The 18,599-nt window shown below is 66.3% G+C and carries 13 protein-coding genes and 6 tRNA genes; 14 read left to right on the top strand and 5 right to left on the bottom strand.

Features of this window, described 5'->3' with window-relative positions; genetic code table 11:
- Window positions 1-4: 4 nt before the first annotated feature.
- The 11 genes from BDD16_RS01200 to BDD16_RS01150 all read left to right on the top strand — a co-directional run bounded on the left by BDD16_RS01200 (window position 5) and on the right by BDD16_RS01150 (window position 9,962).
- Complete coding sequence (locus BDD16_RS01200; RefSeq protein ID WP_179632246.1) at window positions 5-3,127, top strand: efflux RND transporter permease subunit; 3,123 nt, start codon at window positions 5-7, stop codon at window positions 3,125-3,127.
- Between the two features lie 91 nt (window positions 3,128-3,218).
- Window positions 3,219-3,305 (top strand) — tRNA-Leu (locus tag BDD16_RS01195).
- Between the two features lie 51 nt (window positions 3,306-3,356).
- A complete protein-coding gene (gene tig / locus BDD16_RS01190) occupies window positions 3,357-4,664 on the top strand; it encodes a trigger factor (RefSeq protein WP_179632245.1) in 1,308 nt (435 codons plus the stop codon).
- Window positions 4,665-4,871: 207 nt separating this feature from the next.
- Window positions 4,872-5,480: an ATP-dependent Clp endopeptidase proteolytic subunit ClpP gene (gene clpP / locus BDD16_RS01185; RefSeq protein WP_310732762.1), complete on the top strand. Its 609-nt coding sequence runs from the start codon at window positions 4,872-4,874 to the stop codon at window positions 5,478-5,480.
- A gap of 46 nt (window positions 5,481-5,526) precedes the next feature.
- Window positions 5,527-6,801, top strand: coding sequence for an ATP-dependent Clp protease ATP-binding subunit ClpX (gene clpX / locus BDD16_RS01180; protein ID WP_179632244.1), 1,275 nt, complete (start codon window positions 5,527-5,529; stop codon window positions 6,799-6,801).
- Between the two features lie 80 nt (window positions 6,802-6,881).
- Window positions 6,882-9,305 carry an endopeptidase La gene (lon, locus tag BDD16_RS01175; protein ID WP_179632243.1) on the top strand — a complete coding sequence of 808 codons (2,424 nt, stop codon included), beginning with the start codon at window positions 6,882-6,884 and terminating at the stop codon, window positions 9,303-9,305.
- A gap of 117 nt (window positions 9,306-9,422) precedes the next feature.
- A tRNA-Gly gene (locus BDD16_RS01170) sits at window positions 9,423-9,498 on the top strand.
- Between the two features lie 68 nt (window positions 9,499-9,566).
- Window positions 9,567-9,640, top strand: a tRNA-Cys gene (locus BDD16_RS01165).
- A gap of 23 nt (window positions 9,641-9,663) precedes the next feature.
- A tRNA-Gly gene (locus tag BDD16_RS01160) sits at window positions 9,664-9,739 on the top strand.
- A 28-nt stretch (window positions 9,740-9,767) separates the two neighbouring features.
- Window positions 9,768-9,860 (top strand) — tRNA-Leu (locus BDD16_RS01155).
- A 26-nt stretch (window positions 9,861-9,886) separates the two neighbouring features.
- Window positions 9,887-9,962 (top strand) — tRNA-Gly (locus BDD16_RS01150).
- 45 nt (window positions 9,963-10,007) lie between these two features.
- Here BDD16_RS01150 and BDD16_RS01145 read toward each other — a convergent pair.
- The 5 genes from BDD16_RS01145 to murI all read right to left on the bottom strand — a co-directional run bounded on the left by BDD16_RS01145 (window position 10,008) and on the right by murI (window position 14,697).
- Window positions 10,008-10,730, bottom strand: coding sequence for an ABC transporter permease (locus BDD16_RS01145; protein ID WP_179632242.1), 723 nt, complete (start codon window positions 10,728-10,730; stop codon window positions 10,008-10,010).
- On the bottom strand, window positions 10,727-11,665 hold the full coding sequence (locus BDD16_RS01140; protein ID WP_179635943.1) for an ABC transporter ATP-binding protein: 939 nt from the start codon (window positions 11,663-11,665) through the stop codon (window positions 10,727-10,729). The genes BDD16_RS01145 and BDD16_RS01140 overlap by 4 nt, the downstream gene beginning before the upstream one ends.
- Window positions 11,662-12,831 (bottom strand): ABC transporter permease, encoded by a 1,170-nt coding sequence (locus tag BDD16_RS01135; RefSeq protein ID WP_179632241.1) that lies wholly within the window; start codon window positions 12,829-12,831, stop codon window positions 11,662-11,664. Before BDD16_RS01135 ends, BDD16_RS01140 begins: the two co-directional genes overlap by 4 nt.
- A 22-nt stretch (window positions 12,832-12,853) precedes the next feature.
- Entirely contained in the window at window positions 12,854-13,783 is a 930-nt protein-coding gene (osmF, locus tag BDD16_RS01130; RefSeq protein WP_179632240.1) for a glycine betaine ABC transporter substrate-binding protein OsmF, read from the bottom strand.
- 92 nt (window positions 13,784-13,875) lie between these two features.
- Window positions 13,876-14,697 carry a glutamate racemase gene (murI, locus tag BDD16_RS01125; RefSeq protein ID WP_179632239.1) on the bottom strand — a complete coding sequence of 274 codons (822 nt, stop codon included), beginning with the start codon at window positions 14,695-14,697 and terminating at the stop codon, window positions 13,876-13,878.
- A gap of 251 nt (window positions 14,698-14,948) precedes the next feature.
- On the opposite strand from murI, the gene BDD16_RS01120 reads away from it, so the two are divergent.
- From BDD16_RS01120 to BDD16_RS01110, 3 genes are all read left to right on the top strand, one after another.
- Window positions 14,949-15,698 (top strand): electron transfer flavoprotein subunit beta/FixA family protein, encoded by a 750-nt coding sequence (locus BDD16_RS01120; protein ID WP_179632238.1) that lies wholly within the window; start codon window positions 14,949-14,951, stop codon window positions 15,696-15,698.
- Window position 15,699: 1 nt separating this feature from the next.
- Entirely contained in the window at window positions 15,700-16,629 is a 930-nt protein-coding gene (locus BDD16_RS01115; protein ID WP_179632237.1) for an electron transfer flavoprotein subunit alpha/FixB family protein, read from the top strand.
- A 117-nt stretch (window positions 16,630-16,746) separates the two neighbouring features.
- Entirely contained in the window at window positions 16,747-18,537 is a 1,791-nt protein-coding gene (locus BDD16_RS01110) for an acyl-CoA dehydrogenase (protein WP_179632236.1), read from the top strand.
- Window positions 18,538-18,599: the final 62 nt, after the last annotated feature.

Raw genomic sequence — 18,599 nt, 5'->3', positions numbered from 1 at the left:
CGCCATGAAAACCCATACCCACGACACCGGCACCCGCTCGGGCTTCAACATCTCGCGCTGGGCGCTGGAGCACCCGGCGCTGACCCGCTACCTGATGGTGGTGCTGATGGTGCTCGGCTTCGCCGCGTACTTCCAGCTTGGCCAGGACGAGGACCCGCCGTTCACCTTCCGCGCCATGGTCGTGCAGGCCGTCTGGCCGGGTGCGACCGCGCAGCAGATGGCCGACCAGGTCACCGACAAGATCGAGAAGGCGCTGCAGGAGGTGCCCAACGCCGACATCATCCGCAGCTACACCAAGCCGGGCGAGTCGGTGACGATCTTCCAGATCAAGGACAGCTCGCCGCCGAAGGACGTCCCGCAGATCTGGTACCAGACGCGCAAGAAGATCGGCGACATGCGCGGCACGCTGCCGGCCGGCGTGATCGGGCCGTTCTTCAACGACGAGTTCGGTGATGTCTACGGCTCGATCGTCGCGCTGTCGGCCGACGGCTTCAGCCAGGAAGAGCTGCGCGAGTTCGCCGAGGACGTGCGCTCGAAGCTGCTGCAGGTCAAGGATGTCGCCAAGGTGGAGACCTTCGGCGCGCAGCCGGAGAAGGTGTTCATCGAGCTGTCGGGCAAGCGCCTGGCGCAGCTCGGCCTCGACCTGAACCAGGTGATCGGCCAGATCGGCACGCAGAACGCGGTCGAGAGCGCCGGTGTCCTGAACGCGGACACGCAGAACCTGCAGGTGCGCGTCGGCGGCCAGTTCCGCTCGATCGACGAACTCGGCCAGTTGCCGATCCGTGTCGTCAACTCCGCCACGGGCGTGGCGAGCATGACCAAGCTGGGTGACGTCGCCACGATCAAGCGCGGCTACAGCGACCCGCCGGCGGTGAAGGTGCGCCACCAGGGTGAGCCGGTGATCGCGCTGGGCGTGTCGATGGCCAAGGGCGGCGACATCATCGCGCTGGGCGAGGCGCTGCATGCGCGGGTCGAGCAGATCCGCGCCGAGCTGCCCGCGGGCATCACGCTGTCGCAGGTGCAGGACCAGCCGGTGGCGGTGTCGCAGTCGGTGGGCGAGTTCGTCAAGGTGCTGGTCGAGGCGATCGCGGTGGTGCTGGCGGTGAGTTTCATCAGCCTGGGGCTGCACTTCAAGCCGTTCCGCATCGACATCTGGCCGGGGCTGGTGGTGGCGATCACGATCCCGCTGGTGCTGTCGATCACCTTCGTCACCATGTACTACTGGGGTGTCGGGCTGCACAAGATCTCGCTGGGCTCGCTGATCATCGCGCTGGGCCTGCTGGTGGACGACGCGATCATTGCCGTCGAGATGATGGTGCGCAAGCTGGAGGAGGGCCACGACAAGCTCTACGCCGCCACCTACGCCTACGACGCCACCTCGATGCCGATGCTGACCGGCACGCTCATCACGGCCGCCGGCTTCCTGCCGATCGGCATGGCCCAGTCCACGGTGGGCGAGTACACCTTCGCGATCTTCGCGGTGACCTCGGCGGCGCTGGTGATCTCGTGGGTGGTGTCGGTGTACTTCGTGCCGTACCTGGGCGCGCGTTTCCTGCGCGTGAAGCCGCACGCCGAAGGCGAGTCGCATGACCTGTTCGACACGCCGTTCTACAACCGTTTCCGCCAGCTGGTGGGCTGGTGCGTGGACCACCGCTGGATCACGATCGCGCTGACGATCGGCGTGTTCGTGCTGGGGCTGGCCGGCATGGGCAAGGTGCAGCAGCAGTTCTTCCCCGATTCGAGCCGCATGGAGATCATGGTCAACCTGTGGCTGCCCGAAGGCGCGACGATCCAGGAGAGCGAGCGCGTCGCCGAGCGTTTCCAGAAGCGCATGCAGCAGGAGGCGGGCGTGGAGACGGTGACGACCTGGATCGGCTCGGGCACGCCGCGTTTCTACCTGCCGCTGGACCAGATCTTTCCGCAGTCCAACGTGAGCCAGTCCATCGTGCTGCCCAAGGACATGGCGGCCCGGGAGGAGTTGCGCAAGCGCTTGCCGACGCTGCTGGCCGACGAGTTCCCCGAGGTGCGCGGTCGGGCGCAACTGCTGCCGAGCGGCCCGCCGGTGCCGTACCCGGTGCAGTTCCGCGTGGTCGGTGCCGATCCGCAGGTGCTGCGCGGCTGGGCGGACCAGGCCAAGGAGATCCTGCGTGCCAGCCCGAACATGCTGGGCGTCAACGACAACTGGAACGAGTCGGTCAAGGTGCTGCGCCTGCAGATCGACCAGGACAAGGCGCGCGCCCTCGGCGTGACCAGCCAGTCGATCGCCCAGGCCACGCGCATGCTGCTGACCGGCACGCCGGTGGGCCAGTTCCGCGAGGGCGACAAGCTGATCGACATCGTGATGCGCCAGCCGACCAGCGAGCGTGACGCGATCACCGACCTCGGCAGCGCCTATGTGCCGACCAGCAGCGGCAAGGCCGTTCCGCTGACGCAGATCGCGCGCATCGACCATGTCTGGGAGCCGGGCGTGATGTGGCGCGAAGGGCGCAAGTACGCGATCACCGTGCAGGGCGACATACCGGACGGTGTGCAGGGGCCGACGGTGACCAACGAGCTGTGGCCGGCGCTGGCCAAGCTGCAGGAGCGCATGCCGCCGGGCTACGCGATCGAGATCGCTGGCGCGGTGGCCGAGAGCAGCAAGGGGCAGGGCTCGATCGCGGCCGGCGTGCCGGTGATGCTGTTTGTTACCTTCACGCTGCTGATGCTGCAGCTGCAGAGCTTCGCGCGGGCGCTGCTGGTGTTCCTGACCGGTCCGATGGGCATCGCCGGTGTGGCCGCGGCACTGATCCTGCTGAACCGCCCGTTCGGCTTCGTCGCGCTGCTGGGCGTGATCGCGCTGATGGGCATGATCATGCGCAACTCGGTGATCCTGATCGACCAGATCGAGCAGGACCGTGTGGCGGGCGTGCCGGCCTGGACCGCGGTGGTCGAGTCGGCGGTGCGGCGGTTCCGGCCGATCGTGCTGACGGCGGCGGCGGCCGTGCTGGCCATGATCCCGCTGTCGCGCAGCATCTTCTGGGGCCCGATGGCGGTGGCGATCATGGGCGGTCTGATCGTCGCCACGGCGCTGACGCTGCTGGCGCTGCCGGCGATGTACGCGGCGTGGTTCCGGGTGAAGAAGGCGTGACGCCGGCCTGAGCCGGCCTGAAACTGACCTGAAAATGGCGCCAGTCCGATCGGGTTAGAATTCAAGGTTCCGGGAATTTCCGACGCGTGCCGCGCGGGTGGCGAAATTGGTAGACGCACCAGGTTTAGGTCCTGACGCCTTCACGGGCGTGCCGGTTCGAGTCCGGCCCCGCGCACCACATCAGGCACGCAACTCCCCCAGATTCAAGCAACCTAAAGAGCTTCAGAACATGGCTGTTACTGTGGAGACCCTCGACAAGCTCGAGCGCCGTATCACGCTGACCTTGTCGGCCGTTGAACTCCAGAACGAGGTCGAGAACCGCCTCAAGCGGATGGCCCGTACGGTCAAGATCGACGGATTCCGTCCTGGCAAGGTGCCGATGTCCGTCATCGCCCAGCGCTATGGCTACTCGGTCCAGTACGAAGTCATGAACGACAAGGTCGGTCAGGCTTTCCAGGAGGCCGCAACCGAAGCCCAGGTGCGCGTGGCAGGCACGCCGCGCATCACCGAGAAGGAAGAAGCGCCTGAAGGGCAAGTCGCCTTCGACGCGACCTTCGAGGTCTACCCGGACGTGGTGGTCGCCGACCTGACGGCTGTCGAGATCGAGCGCGTGTCCTCCGAGGTCACCGACGCCGCGATCGACCGCACGGTCGACATCCTGCGCAAGCAGCGCCGCACCTTCACCGAACGCGCTGCCGATGACGTGGCCGCCGACGGCGACCGCGTGACCATCGACTTCGACGGCAAGATCGACGGCGACAGCTTCCAGGGCGGCCAGGCCGAAGGCTTCCAGTTCCTGCTGGGCGAAGGCCGCATGCTCGAAGCCTTCGAGACCGCGGTGCGCGGCATGAAGGCCGGCGAGTCGAAGACCTTCCCGCTGAAGTTCCCCGACGACTACCACGGTGAAGACGTGGCCGGCAAGGAAGCCGACTTCCTCGTCACGCTGAAGAAGGTCGAGCAGCAGAACCTGCCGGACGTGGACACCGCGTTCGCCGAGTCGCTGGGCATCGCCGACGCGACCGTCGAAGGCCTGCGCGCCGACATCAAGAAGAACCTGGAACGCGAAGTCAAGTTCCGCGTCGCTGCCCGCAACAAGCAGGCCGTGATGGCCGCGCTGGAAACGGCGACCTCGTTCGACCTGCCCAAGGCGCTCGTGGACAACGAACTCGGCCGCCTGGTCGAGAACGCCCGTGCCGATCTGAAGCAGCGCGGCGTGAAGGATGCCGACAAGGCCCCGATCCCGAACGAGGTGTTCCAGCCGCAAGCCGAGCGCCGTGTGCGCCTGGGCCTGACGGTGGCCGAAGTCGTGCGCACGCATTCGCTGGCTGCGACGCCGGACCAGATCCGCGCCCACATCGAAGAGATGGCGCAGAGCTACGAGCGTCCGTCCGAAGTCATGGCGTGGTACCTGGGCGACCAGCAGCGTCTGGCCGAGGTCGAGGCGGTGGTCATCGAAGCCAACGTGTCCGAGTTCGTGCTGGGCCAGGCCAAGGTCACGGACAAGGCGCTGGCCTTCGACGAACTGATGGGTGCCTGAGGCACGACCGCAAGAACGACTGCACTAGCCGACTACGCTAGTCGGTAAAGCAGGAACAAGGGGCGCCACGAGCGCCCCTTGTCACATGATGGCCTACCCCGTGTCCGGCGTTGAATGCCGGCAACCCCCATAATCGGGTTCATCGCTGACGGCCGACCCGTACCGAGCGGTCATCAGCGCGACACATTGATGTTTCAAGGGTCCACAATGAGCGCAATCGACACGCAGAACCTGGGCATGGTGCCCATCGTCATCGAACAATCCGGACGCGGCGAGCGCTCCTACGACATCTATTCGCGCCTGCTGCGCGAACGGGTCATCTTTCTGGTCGGTCCGGTCAACGACCAGACGGCCAATCTGGTCGTTGCCCAGTTGCTGTTCCTGGAGAGCGAAAATCCCGAAAAGGACATCTCGCTCTACATCAACTCGCCCGGTGGCAGCGTCTCGGCCGGCATGTCGATCTTCGACACGATGCAGTTCATCAAGCCCCAGGTCTCCACGCTGTGCATGGGCATGGCGGCGAGCATGGGTGCGTTCCTGCTGACGGCGGGCGAGAAGGGCAAGCGCTTCGCGCTGCCGAACGCCAAGATCATGATCCACCAGCCGCTCGGTGGCACCCAGGGTCAGGCCACCGACATCGAGATCCACGCCCGCGAGATTCTCAAGACCCGCGAGCAGCTCAACCGCATCCTGGCCGACCGGTCGGGCCAGCCGCTGGAAAAGATCCAGGCCGACACCGAGCGCGACTACTACATGTCCGCCGCCGAAGCCCAGACCTATGGCCTGATCGATCAGGTCCTCAGCAAGCGCGCCTGATCCGCTTCGACTTTTTCTTTCTCCCGACTCGACAAGGCCGCATTCCATGCCCGAGAAAAAAGGCTCCTCCGGCGAAAAGACGCTGTACTGCTCGTTCTGCGGCAAGAGCCAGCACGAGGTCAAGAAGCTCATCGCCGGTCCGTCGGTGTTCATCTGCGACGAGTGCATCGAGCTGTGCAACGACATCATCCGCGACGAAGCGCCGGCCGGTGACCTGCCCGGCAAGACCAGCCGTGACGACCTGCCGGTGCCCAGCGACATCAAGGCCAGCCTCGACCAGTACGTCATCGGTCAGGACCAGGCCAAGCGCACGCTGGCCGTGGCGGTCTACAACCACTACAAGCGCCTCAAGCACATGGCCGGCAAGGCCAAGGGCGACGAGGTCGAACTGTCCAAGAGCAACATCCTGCTGATCGGCCCGACAGGCTCCGGCAAGACGCTGCTGGCGCAGACGCTCGCCCGTCTGCTGAACGTGCCGTTCGTGATCGCCGATGCAACGACGCTGACCGAAGCCGGCTATGTCGGCGAGGATGTCGAGAACATCATCCAGAAGCTGCTGCAGAACTGCAACTACGAGGTCGAGCGCGCCCAGCGCGGCATCGTCTACATCGACGAGATCGACAAGATCAGCCGCAAGTCGGACAACCCGTCGATCACGCGCGACGTGTCCGGCGAGGGTGTGCAGCAGGCCTTGCTCAAGCTGGTCGAGGGCACGATGGCCTCCGTGCCGCCGCAGGGTGGCCGCAAGCACCCGAACCAGGACTTCCTGCAGATCGACACGACCAACATCCTGTTCATCTGCGGCGGGGCCTTCGACGGGCTGGAAAAGGTCATCGCCAACCGGTCCGAGAAATCGGGTATCGGCTTCGGCGCCTCGGTCAAGTCCAAGTCCGAGCGCAGCGCTGGCGAGGCGTTCCGCGAGGTCGAGCCGGAAGACCTGATCAAGTTCGGTCTCATCCCCGAGCTGATCGGTCGTCTGCCGGTGATTGCCACGCTGGGCGAGCTGACCGAGGACGCGATGGTGCAGATCCTCACCGAGCCGAAGAACGCGCTGGTCAAGCAGTACCAGAAGCTGTTCGCGATGGATGGCGTGGATCTGGAGATCCGCCCGTCCGGTCTGACCGCCATCGCCCAGAAGGCGCTCAATCGCAAGACCGGTGCCCGCGGACTGCGCTCGATCATCGAGCAGGCCCTGATGGACACCATGTTCGAGTTGCCCACGTTCCACGGTGTGGCCAAGGTCGTCGTTGACGAGCACACCATCGAGGACAACACCAAGCCCCTGCTCGTGTACAACGAGCAGGCCAAGGCCAGCGCCTGAGTGCATCCGCGCCGGTTTGCTGCTGACTCTTGCAAACCGGCGATGTGCTCCCAGATGGGAGCGCAGAAAGAGAGGTTCTGATGTCAGGCCACCCCATTCTTCCCCCCGATCCGATCACGCTGCCGCTGCTGCCGCTGCGCGATGTCGTGGTCTTCCCGCACATGGTCATCCCGCTGTTCGTGGGCCGGCCGAAATCCATCAAGGCGCTCGAAGCCGCGATGGAAGCGGGCCGCCAGATCATGCTGGTGGCACAGAAGGCCGCCGGCAAGGACGAGCCCAAGTCGGACGACATGTTCGAGACGGGCTGCGTCTCCAGCATCCTGCAGATGCTCAAGCTGCCCGACGGCACCGTGAAGGTGCTGGTCGAAGGTCTGCAGCGCGCCAACACCGTGACGATCGATGACAGCGGCGAGTACTTCACCTCGGTCGTCTCGCCGGTGCCCGTGCCCGACCAGGGCACGCCCGAGATCGAGGCGCTGCGCCGCGCGGTCACGCAGCAGTTCGACCAGTACGTCAAGCTGAACAAGAAGATCCCTCCGGAGATCCTCACCTCGATCGCCGGCATCGACGACGCCGGCCGGCTGTCGGACACGATCGCCGCGCACCTGCCGCTCAAGCTCGAGAACAAGCAGGTCATCCTGGATCTGGTCCCGGTGGCCAAGCGGCTGGAGAAGCTGCTGGAGCTGCTGGAGCACGAGGTCGACATCCTCCAGGTCGAGAAGCGCATCCGTGGCCGCGTCAAGCGCCAGATGGAGAAGAGCCAGCGCGAGTACTACCTGAACGAGCAGGTCAAGGCGATCCAGAAGGAACTCGGCGAAGGCGAAGAAGGCGCCGACTTCGAGGAGCTGGAGAAGAAGATCACCGCTGCGCGCATGTCCAAGGAAGCGCGCAAGAAGGTCGATGGCGAGCTGAAGAAGCTCAAGCTGATGTCGCCGATGTCCGCTGAAGCGACCGTGGTGCGCAACTTCATCGAGACGCTGGTCAACCTGCCGTGGGCGAAGAAGAGCAAGGTCAAGCACGACCTGCCGTTCGCCGAAGGCGTGCTGAACGAGGACCACTACGGCCTCGACAAGGTCAAGGAACGCATCCTTGAATATCTTGCGGTGCAGCAACGCGTCGAGAAGGTCAAGGCGCCGATCCTGTGCCTGGTCGGTCCTCCGGGCGTGGGCAAGACCTCGCTGGGGCAGTCGGTGGCGCGTGCCACGGGCCGCAAGTTCGTCCGCATGGCGCTGGGCGGCGTGCGCGACGAGGCCGAGATCCGCGGCCACCGCCGCACCTACATCGGCTCGATGCCGGGCAAGGTGCTGCAGAGCCTGAGCAAGGTTGGCGTGCGCAACCCGCTGTTCCTGCTGGACGAGATCGACAAGCTGGGCACCGATTTCCGCGGTGATCCGTCGTCGGCGCTGCTGGAGGTGCTGGACCCCGAGCAGAACCACACCTTCGGCGACCACTACGTCGAGGTGGATTTCGACCTGTCCGACGTGATGTTCATCGCCACGTCGAACTCGCTGAACATCCCGCCAGCGCTGCTCGACCGGATGGAAGTGATCCGCCTGGCGGGTTACACCGAGGACGAGAAGGTCTCGATCGCCCAGCGTTATCTGCTGCCCAAGCAGCGCACCAACAACGGCGTGAAGGACGAGGAGCTGACGGTCGCGGAAGACGCGATCCGCGGCATCATCCGCTACTACACCCGTGAAGCCGGTGTGCGCTCGCTCGAACGCGAGATCTCCAAGATCTGCCGCAAGGTGGTGAAGGGGCTGTCGCTGAAGAAGTACGACGGGCGCGTCACGGTCGAGGCCGCCAACCTGAACGACTTCCTGGGCGTGCGCAAGTACAGCTACGGTGAAGCCGAGAAGCAGAACCAGATCGGGCAGGTCAACGGCCTGGCGTGGACCGAGGTGGGCGGCGATCTGCTGACCATCGAGGCAGCGATCATGACCGGCAAGGGCGTGATCATCCGCACGGGCTCGCTCGGCGACGTGATGAAGGAGTCGGTCGAGGCGGCACGCACGGTGGTGCGCAGCCGTGCGGCGCGGCTCGGCATCAAGGAAGAGCTGTTCGAGAAGCGCGACATCCACATCCACGTGCCGGATGGCGCCACGCCCAAGGATGGCCCGAGTGCGGGTGCCGCGATGACGACGGCCTTCGTGTCGGCGTTGACCGGCATTCCGGTGCGTGCCGATGTGGCGATGACGGGCGAGATCACGCTGCGCGGCGAGGTCACGGAGATCGGTGGCCTGAAGGAGAAACTCCTGGCGGCACACCGCGGTGGCATCAAGACGGTGCTGATCCCCGAGGCCAACGCCAAGGACCTTCAGGACATCCCTGAAAACGTCAAGAGCCAGTTGGAGATCATCCCCGTCAAGTGGATCGACAAGGTGCTGGAGATCGCGCTGGAACGCCAGCCGCAGCCCTTGCCCGAGGAAGAGCCCAAGGTGATCGAGGCGGCCAAGGTGGAGCCGGCTGCAGCGGTCGTGGTGGAAGCCGCGACCAAGCACTGAAAAAAACTGGCCTGAAAAGCTTGTGCGAAGAGAATGATTTGTTCTATACTTTCGTTCTCGACGCGCAGCGCCAAACACCAAATGCGGTGCAGCTAGTCAAGAAGGCAAAAATGCAAAGCGGGAATAGCTCAGTTGGTAGAGCGCAACCTTGCCAAGGTTGAGGTCGCGAGTTCGAGTCTCGTTTCCCGCTCCAGTTTTGCGCAGGTTTCCGAAAAAGGGAGCGCAAGTTGGCTTCCTTTTTTGTTGGTGAAGATGGTCAGTGGCGCGGTAGCAAAGCGGTTATGCAGCGGATTGCAAATCCGTGTAGGGTGGTTCGACTCCACTCCGCGCCTCCAGAATCTGATCCAGTTGGTTGAATGCGGGAATAGCTCAGTTGGTAGAGCGCAACCTTGCCAAGGTTGAGGTCGCGAGTTCGAGTCTCGTTTCCCGCTCCAGTTTTGTCTTGTCTGGTGCTGGTCAGCAGCCCGGGTGGTGAAATTGGTAGACACTGCGGACTTAAAATCCGCCGCTTTCCCGTGAGGGGGCGTACGGGTTCGATTCCCGTCCCGGGCACCAAGTTCGCAGGTCAGTTAAAAAGTATTGCGGGAATAGCTCAGTTGGTAGAGCGCAACCTTGCCAAGGTTGAGGTCGCGAGTTCGAGTCTCGTTTCCCGCTCCAACAAGCAAAAAAGCCGTCCATGTGACGGCTTTTCTGCTTTCTGCGTCAGCGCCTGGGTATCAGCCGTTCGAAGCCCAGGTCGACCACCACGGCCAGGAGCCCGACCAGCACCGCCCCCTGCAGCACATACGCGGTATTGAAGCCGCTGAGGCCGACGATGATGGGGGATCCCAGCGTCCTGGCGCCGACCGTCGAGGCCACCGCTGCCGTGCCGATGTTGATGATCACCGACGTGCGCACGCCCGACAGCGTCACCGGCCAGGCCAGCGGCCACTCGACCTGCCACAAGCGCTGCGCTGGCGTCATGCCCAGCCCGGTTGCTGCATCCAGCACATCCTCGGGCACGGACCCAAGCCCGGCCAGCGTCTGCTGAACGACCGGCAGCAGTCCATACAGCGCGAGCGCGATCAGTGCCGGCGTCTCGCCAAAGCCGATCAGCGGTGCCGCGATCGCCAGCACCGCGACCGGCGGAATGGTCTGCCCCATCGCGACGATGGTTTCGATCAGTGGTCGAAACGCCCGCCCGGCGGGCCGCGTGGCGAACACGCCGGCAGCCCAGCCCAGCAGCACCGAGACCAGGCTGGATACCGCCACCAGCCCGATGTGCGACAGCATCAGCGCCAGGAAGCTGTCCTGCTCGTACATCGGCCGGTCCAGCGCGGGGAAGCCGGCGGCAAACAGCGGCTTGAGCGAAGACATGCCCAGCGTGAGCCCGACCAGCGCGAGCAGCGCCCACGGCAACGGATCTGCCCAGCGGCTGCGCTTCATGACCCGCTCGGCACCAGATCGGCCAGATGCAATTGCCCGCACGGCTGCCCCGCGCCATCGACCACCGGCAGACACGAGACCCCCTGCGCGAGCAGCATCGACAGCGCATCGCGCAGCGAATCGGTGTCGCGCAGGCTCGCTGAGGCACCGGACCTGGCCGGTTCCCGGCGCAAGCGGCTGGCGACGGTGTCGAGCGCCAGCAGGCGCAGCCCCGTGTCGCTGCGGCCGATGAAGTCGCGCACGAAATCGTTGGCTGGCTCCGCCAGCAGTTGCCGGGGCGTGCCGACCTGGACGATGCGTCCGTGGTCCAGCAGCACGATGCGGCTGCCCAGGCGCAGTGCCTCGTCGATGTCGTGCGTCACCAGCACGATGGTCTTGCCGGAGAGCCGGTGGATGCGCGCCAGTTCGGTCTGCAGCGCGGCACGGGTGATCGGGTCGAGCGCACCGAAGGGCTCGTCCATCAGCAGCACGTCCGGGTCCGCGGCCAGCGCCCGCGCCACGCCGACCCGCTGCTGCTGGCCTCCCGACAACGCGTTCGGGTAGCGTCCGCGGTAAAGATCCGGCGGCAGTTGCAGCAGTTCGAGCAGCTCGGTGACCCGGTCGCGGATGCGCGCTGCGGGCCATTGCAGCAGGGTTGGCACGCAGGCGATGTTGCGCTCCACCGTCCAGTGCGGAAACAGCCCCGTCGACTGGATCGCGTAGCCCATGCGCCGGCGCAGGTCTTCGGGCTGGAAGGACCGGATCTCCTGGCCGGCAAAGAGGATGCGCCCCCGGTCGTGTTCGACCAGCCGGTTGACCATCTTCAGCGTGGTCGATTTGCCCGAGCCGGAGCGCCCGATCAGCACCACGAATTCGCCCGGTGCGATGGTCAGCGAGACATCCTCGACCACCGCCTGGCCGCCGAAGGACTTGCCCACCTGCTGGAATTCGATCATCGCGCTCCCCGCGTCGTCCATTGCGCGAGCACCTTGAACAGCGCATCCGCCACCACCGCCAGCGCCACCACCGGCACCACCCCCAGCAGCACGAGGTCCACGGCGCTGCTCAGCAGTCCCTGGAACATCACCGCCCCGAACCCGCCCGCGCCGATCAGCGCCGACACCATCGCCAGTCCGAGTGCCTGCACGGTGGTCACCCGCAGGCCCGCCAGCCAGACCGGCCAGGCCAGCGGCACCTCGACCTGCCAGAACAGTTGCCGGCGCGTCATGCCCATGCCGCGTGCCGCTTCCAGCACACCCGGCGCGATCTGGTCCAGCCCGGCCATCGTGCTGCGCACCGTCGGCAGCAGCGAATACAGGGTCAGCGCCGTGACCGCTGGCGCCACGCCGATGCCGCTGATGCCCCAGTGCGCGAGCACCGGCCACCGGCTGGCCAGCGCTGCCAGCGGCACCATCAGCAGCGCGAACAGGGCGATCGACGGCACCGTCTGGAGCAGGTTGAGCGCCGACAGCAGCGCCGGCTGCATCTTCGGGCGTCGGCTCGCCAGCACGCCCAGCGGCACGCCGATCAGCAGCGTCGGCAACAGCGTGGCGCCGACCAGCAGCAGGTGCCGCTGCAGGGCTGCGTCGAACACGTCCCGGCGGTTGTCGTATTCCTTCATGAGCGAGAGGGCGTCCAGCTGGCCATTCCACACCAGTGCGACCACTGGTGCGACGAACACCACGCTGCCCAGCAGCGACAGCCAGGCGCGTGTCGACCAGCCCCGCACCGCCTCGGCCATCGCCAGTCCGCACAGCACGGCCAGCACCCAGTAGCCGCCGCCCAGCGAGGTGCGGCCCAGCGGCAGGTCCTCGGACTGCAGCGCGCTGGCGTGGGTGCCGGCCAGCCAGGTCAGCCCGGCCAGCAGACCGGTGGCGCCGACCAGGGCCAGCCAGCGCGTCGTGGAGGCCGACGGTGCGTGAAGTGCCGCAGCGAGCAGCAACAGGACGGGCGCCAGTGCCCAGTGCCGCGTGCCGACGAGCACCTCGGACAAGGGCACACCCACGCCAGACAGGAGCCGGTTCGGCGCCTGCGTCAGGAAGGGCAGGCCGAACGCAGCGGCCATCCCCGCCAGCAGCAGCACCCACAGCACCGGGTGCGTGGGGCGAGGTCGGCCTCGCATCGGCGCGTGCTGCTGTGCCTGCTTACTTGATGAAGCCCTTGGACTTCAGGTAGCTGGCGGCGACTTTCTTCGCGTCTTCACCACCCAGCGCGATGCGGGCGTTCAGCGACTGCAGCGTCGGGCCATCCAGCGTCCTGAACACCGGGGCGAGCAGGTCGCGGATCTTCGGGTGTTTCTCCAGCACCTCGGCGCGCACGATCGGCGCCGGGGCGTAGATCGGCTGCACGCCCTTGGTGTCGTCCAGCACCACCAGTCCCAGCGCTGCCACCGGGCCATCGGTGCCATAGGCCATCGCGGCGTTGACGCCCGAGGTCTGCTCGGCGGCGGCCTTGATGGTCACCGTGGTGTCACCGCCGGCCAGCGTGAGCAGCTGGTCCTGCTTGAGCTTGAAACCGTAGGCGGTCTGGAAGGCGGGCAGGGCGTCCGGGCGCTCGACGAACTCGGCCGACGCCGCCAGCTTGAACTTGCCGCCTCCGGCGATCCAGCGGCCCATGTCGTCCAGCGTCTTCAGCTTGTTGGCGGTGGCCACGTCCTTGCGGATCGCGATGGCCCAGGTGTTGTTGGCCGGGGCGGGCTCCAGCCAGACGATCTTGTTGGCCTGGAAGTCGAGCGCCTTGACCTTTTCGTAGCCGGCCTTGGCGTCCTTCCAGACGGGATCCTTCTCGACCGAGAACATGAAGGCGCCGTTGCCGGTGTATTCGGGGTAGATGTCGATCTCGCCGGCCATGAGGGCGCCGCGCACGATCTTGGTGTTGCCGAGCTGGACCTTGTTCTCGGTGCGGATGCCGCCGGCTTCGAGCACCTGGATGATCAGGTTGCCGAGCAGCGAGCCTTCCGTGTCGATCTTGGAGCCCACCCGCACGGTGGTCTGGGCCTGGGCAGCGCCGCTGGCCAGCAGAGAAGCCAGCAGCGTGCCGGTGAAGAGACGGCGGGACAGGCTTGCAGTGCGCATCGGAGATCCTTCTGAGGCTGGTTTCGGTGCGAATCCGAGAACTATTTCGCAGCGGCACTATAAGCGACAGGGAGATTTTTCGCGTTGTCGCACTATGTGGCCAAGGCCTCGAAGGCGCAGGGGAACTCGAGCCAGCGGTGCACGAAGCCCCGCAGCGTGGCGACATCCCCCGTGGTCCACAACTGCGCCAGTGGCGTGGCCGTGGTCGGACCTTCCGCGGAACCGGCGCCCGGCGCACCGATCAGCGACACCGTGCGCCGCGCGACCGCGTCGGAGGTGTCGATCAGACGGACCGTGTCGCCCATCGCCGCCTGGATGTGGTGGGCGACGAAGGGGTAGTGCGTGCAGCCGAGCACGACCGTGTCCACGTCCTGCGCCCGCAGCGCCGCGCAGTGGGTCTCCACCCGCTCGTGCACGGCCGGGGCATCGATCTCGCCAGCTTCGATCGCGGCGGCCAGGCCGGTGCAGGCCTGCAGGCGCAGGTCGAGGTGGGCGGCGTGGGCTTGCGCGAGCAGGCGAAAGCGCTCGCTGCGCAGCGTGCCGTTGGTGGCCATCACGCCGACACGGCCATTGCGGCTCAGCGCCGCGGCCGGTTTCACGCCCGGCTCGACGCCGACGATGCGCCCGTCCGGATAGCGTGCGCGCAGTGCGGTCGCTGCAGCCGCCGTGGCGGTGTTGCACGCGATCACCAGCAGTTGCGCGCCCTGCTGGTAGAGGAACTCGGCGATGGCCAGCGAGCGGGCGCAGACATAGTCGTCGCCGCGCTCGCCGTACGGCGCGTGGCCCGAATCGGCGACATAGAGCAGCTGCGCCGCGGGCAGTTGCTGCCGGATCGACCGCAGCACCGACAGCCCGCCCAGGCCGGAATCGAACACGCCGATGCGTGGGGCGGAGGAGGGCGCGGAGGTCGTCATGCAGGCGGGATCAGCGGTGGAGCGCCAGTCTAGCAGTGCCCGTTGCGGTCCCGACCGCCGGTCTTCGGGTGTTCCCTGATGCAAAAAACAGGGGCCGTGATGGTGCAGTGCGGCAAGATTGGCTAAAATCGAACGATCGTGCTTTTTTCGGTGACGCTGCCACAATCCGTCGCAATTCACGCTTGGGCGGCCCCTAGAATTGCTTTCCCGCCGTCCGATTTCAGACCCATTCAAACACTGGAGAACTTCGCATGAAGGCACTCGTACCCGTCAAGCGGGTCGTCGACTACAACGTCAAGGTCCGCGTCAAGTCCGATGGCACGGGGGTGGACATCGCCAACGTCAAGATGAGCATGAACCCCTTCGACGAGATCGCCGTCGAAGAGGCGGTGCGCCTGAAGGAAAAGGGCGTGGTCACCGAGATCATCGCCGTGTCGTGCGGTGTCACGCAGTGCCAGGAAACGCTGCGCACGGCGATGGCCATCGGCGCTGACCGGGGCATCCTGGTCGAGTGCGCGGACGAGCTGCAGCCGCTGGCGGTGGCCAAGCTGCTCAAGGCGCTGGTGGACCGCGAACAGCCGGGCTTGGTGATCCTGGGCAAGCAGGCGATCGACGACGACTGCAACCAGACCGGCCAGATGCTGGCGGCGCTGGCGGATCTGCCGCAAGCCACGTTCGCCTCGAAGGTCGAAGTCGTGGACGGCCGCGCCGTGGTGACCCGCGAAGTGGACGGCGGCCTGGAAACGGTGTCGGTCTCGCTGCCGGCGATCATCACCACCGACCTGCGCCTGAACGAGCCGCGTTATGTGACGCTGCCGAACATCATGAAGGCGAAGAAGAAGCCGCTGGAAGTCATCAAGCCGGACGCGCTGGGCGTGAATGTCGCGTCGCGCATCAAGACGCTGAAGGTCGCCGAGCCGGCCAAGCGCGGCGCGGGCATCAAGGTGGCGGACGTGGCGACGCTGGTCGCCAAGCTGAAGAACGAAGCGAAGGTGATCTGAGATGTCTGCACTCGTCATTGCTGAACACGACAACGCGTCCATCAAGGGCGCCACGCTGAACACCGTGACCGCTGCGGCGCAGCTCGGTGAAGTCCACGTGCTGGTCGCGGGCGCTAACGCCGCCGCTGCCGCTGCTGCCGCGGCCCAGATCGCCGGCGTCACCAAGGTGCTGCACGCCGACGGCGCGAGCCTCGCCGACGGTCTGGCCGAGAACCTCGCGGCGCAGGTGCTGGCCGTGGCTGGTGCCTACAGCCACCTGCTGTTCCCGGCGACCGCCAGCGGCAAGAACGTCGCCCCGCGCGTTGCCGCCAAGCTGGATGTGGCCCAGGTGACCGACATCACGAAGGTCATCAGCGGCGACACATTCGAGCGCCCGATCTACGCCGGCAACGCCATCGCCACGGTCCAGAGCACGGACGCCGTCAAGGTCATCACCGTGCGCACGACCGGCTTCGACGCCGCGGCCACGACCGGTGGCTCGGCCGCTGTCGAATCGGTTGCCACCGTGGCCGACTCAGGCAAGAGCCAGTTCGTCGGCCGCGAGGTCACGAAGAGCGATCGCCCCGAGCTGACTGCTGCCAAGATCATCGTCTCCGGTGGTCGCGCGCTGGGCTCCAGCGACAAGTTCAATGAAGTGCTGATCCCGCTGGCGGATAAGCTGGGCGCTGCGCTCGGCGCGAGCCGCGCGGCGGTGGACGCGGGCTACGCGCCCAACGACTGGCAGGTCGGTCAGACCGGCAAGATCGTGGCGCCGAGCCTGTACATCGCGGCTGGCATCTCGGGCGCGATCCAGCACCTGGCCGGCATGAAGGACTCCAAGGTGATCGTCGCGATCAACAAGGATCCCGAAGCCCCGATCTTCAGCGTCGCCGACTACGGTCTCGAAGCCGACCTCTTCACCGCCGTGCCGGAGCTGGTGAAGGCGCTGTAAACCGGCACCGACACCGACGCAAACCCCGTCCCGAAGGGCGCCCCACTCGATGCGGCGCCTTTTTTTCGACGTTTCGACCGTATTTCGACCACAAAAGCCCCAGAAGGACTCCGAAAAATGACCTACCGCGCCCCCGTCAAGGACTTCATGTTCGGCCTCAAGGAACTCGCCGGCCTGGAGCAGCTCACCCAGATCCCCGCCTTCGCCGACCACGGCCTCGACACCGCCCAGGCCGTGCTCGACGAGTGCGCGAAGTTCAACGAGAACGTCGTCGCCCCGCTGAACTGGGAAGGCGACAAGAACCCGTCGTGGTTCAAGGACGGCGTCGTCACGACCACGCCCGGCTTCAAGGACGCCTTCCGCCAACTGGGCGAAGGTGGCTGGCAGGGCCTGCAGCACCCCGAGGAGTTCGGCGGCCAAGGCCTGCCGAAGGCGATCGGCGCGGCCTGCATCGAGATGATCAACAGCGCCAACCTGAGCTTCGCGCTGTGCCCGCTGCTGACGGACGGGGCGATCGAGGCGCTGCTGACCGCCGGCACTGACGAGCAGAAGGCGACCTACCTGACGCCGATGGTCGAAGGCCGCTGGACCGGCACGATGAACCTGACCGAGCCGCAGGCCGGCTCCGACCTGGCGGCGGTGCGCACCAAGGCCGAGCCGCAGCCGGACGGCACCTACAAGATCTTTGGCACCAAGATCTTCATCACGTATGGCGAACACGACATGGCCGAGAACATCGTCCACCTCGTGCTGGCCCGCGTGGTCGGCGCGCCGGAGGGCGTGAAGGGCATCAGCCTGTTCATCGTGCCGAAGTTCATGGTGAACGCGGACGGCAGCCTGGGTGAGCGCAACGACGCGCACTGCGTCTCGATCGAACACAAGATGGGCATCAAGGCCAGCCCGACCGCGGTGCTGCAGTTCGGCGACCACGGCGGCGCGGTCGGCTACCTGGTGGGGCAGGAGAACCGCGGCCTCGAATACATGTTCATCATGATGAACGCCGCCCGTTTCGCGGTGGGCGTGCAGGGCATCGCGGTGGCCGAGCGGGCGTACCAGAAGGCGGTGCAGTACGCGCGTGACCGCGTGCAGTCGCGGCCGGTGGATGGCTCGACGCCGGGTGCGGCGGCGATCATCCACCACGCCGACGTGCGCCGGATGCTGATGACGATGCGCGCCTACACCGAGGGCTGCCGCTCGCTGGCGCTGGTGGCGGGGGCCGCGTATGACGCCGCGCACCACCACCCGGACGCCGACACCCGCAAGGTCAACCAGACCTTCTACGAGTTCATGGTGCCGCTGGTGAAGGGCTACTCGACCGAGATGAGCCTGGAGGTGACGAGCCTGGGCGTGCAGGTCCACGGCGGCATGGGCTTCATCGAGGAAACGGGCGCGGCGCAGTATTACCGCGACGCCAAGATCCTGACCATCTACGAAGGCACGACCGCCATCCAGGCCAACGACCTCGTGGGGCGCAAGACCGGGCGCGATGGTGGGCAGACCGCCAAGGCGCTGGCCGGGCAGATCGAGCAGACCGAGGTGCTGCTGGCGGCGCGGGACAGCGTGGCGGCCCAGTCGTTCGCGAAGAACCTGACGGCGGCGCGACTGGCCTTCCTCGACGCGGTGGACTTCATCGCCGCCAATGGCCGCAGCAACCCGAACGCCGCGTATGCCGGCTCGGTGCCTTACCTGATGCTCACCGGCAACCTGATGGCCGGCTGGCAGATGGGCCGCGCGCTGCTGGCGGCGCAGGACTGCATCAACGAGGGCGAGGACGTCGCCTTCATGCAGGCCAAGGTCACCACGGCGCAGTTCTATGCGGAGCACATTCTGGTGAAGGTGCCGGGGCTGCGGGATGCGATCGTTGCGGGGGCGGATTCGGTGTGTGCGATGGCGCTGGACGCGTTCTGATCGTGGATTGATCGAAAGGTCCGGGCAGCCCGCCTGATTGGGTGGCTGTTTCAGGGCTGATA

The sequence above is a fragment of the Sphaerotilus montanus genome (assembly GCF_013410775.1).
GTDB classification, from domain to species: domain Bacteria; phylum Pseudomonadota; class Gammaproteobacteria; order Burkholderiales; family Burkholderiaceae_C; genus Sphaerotilus; species Sphaerotilus montanus.
Note: the sequence above shows the minus strand (reverse complement) of the source record. Positions and strands in the feature narration are given on the sequence as shown.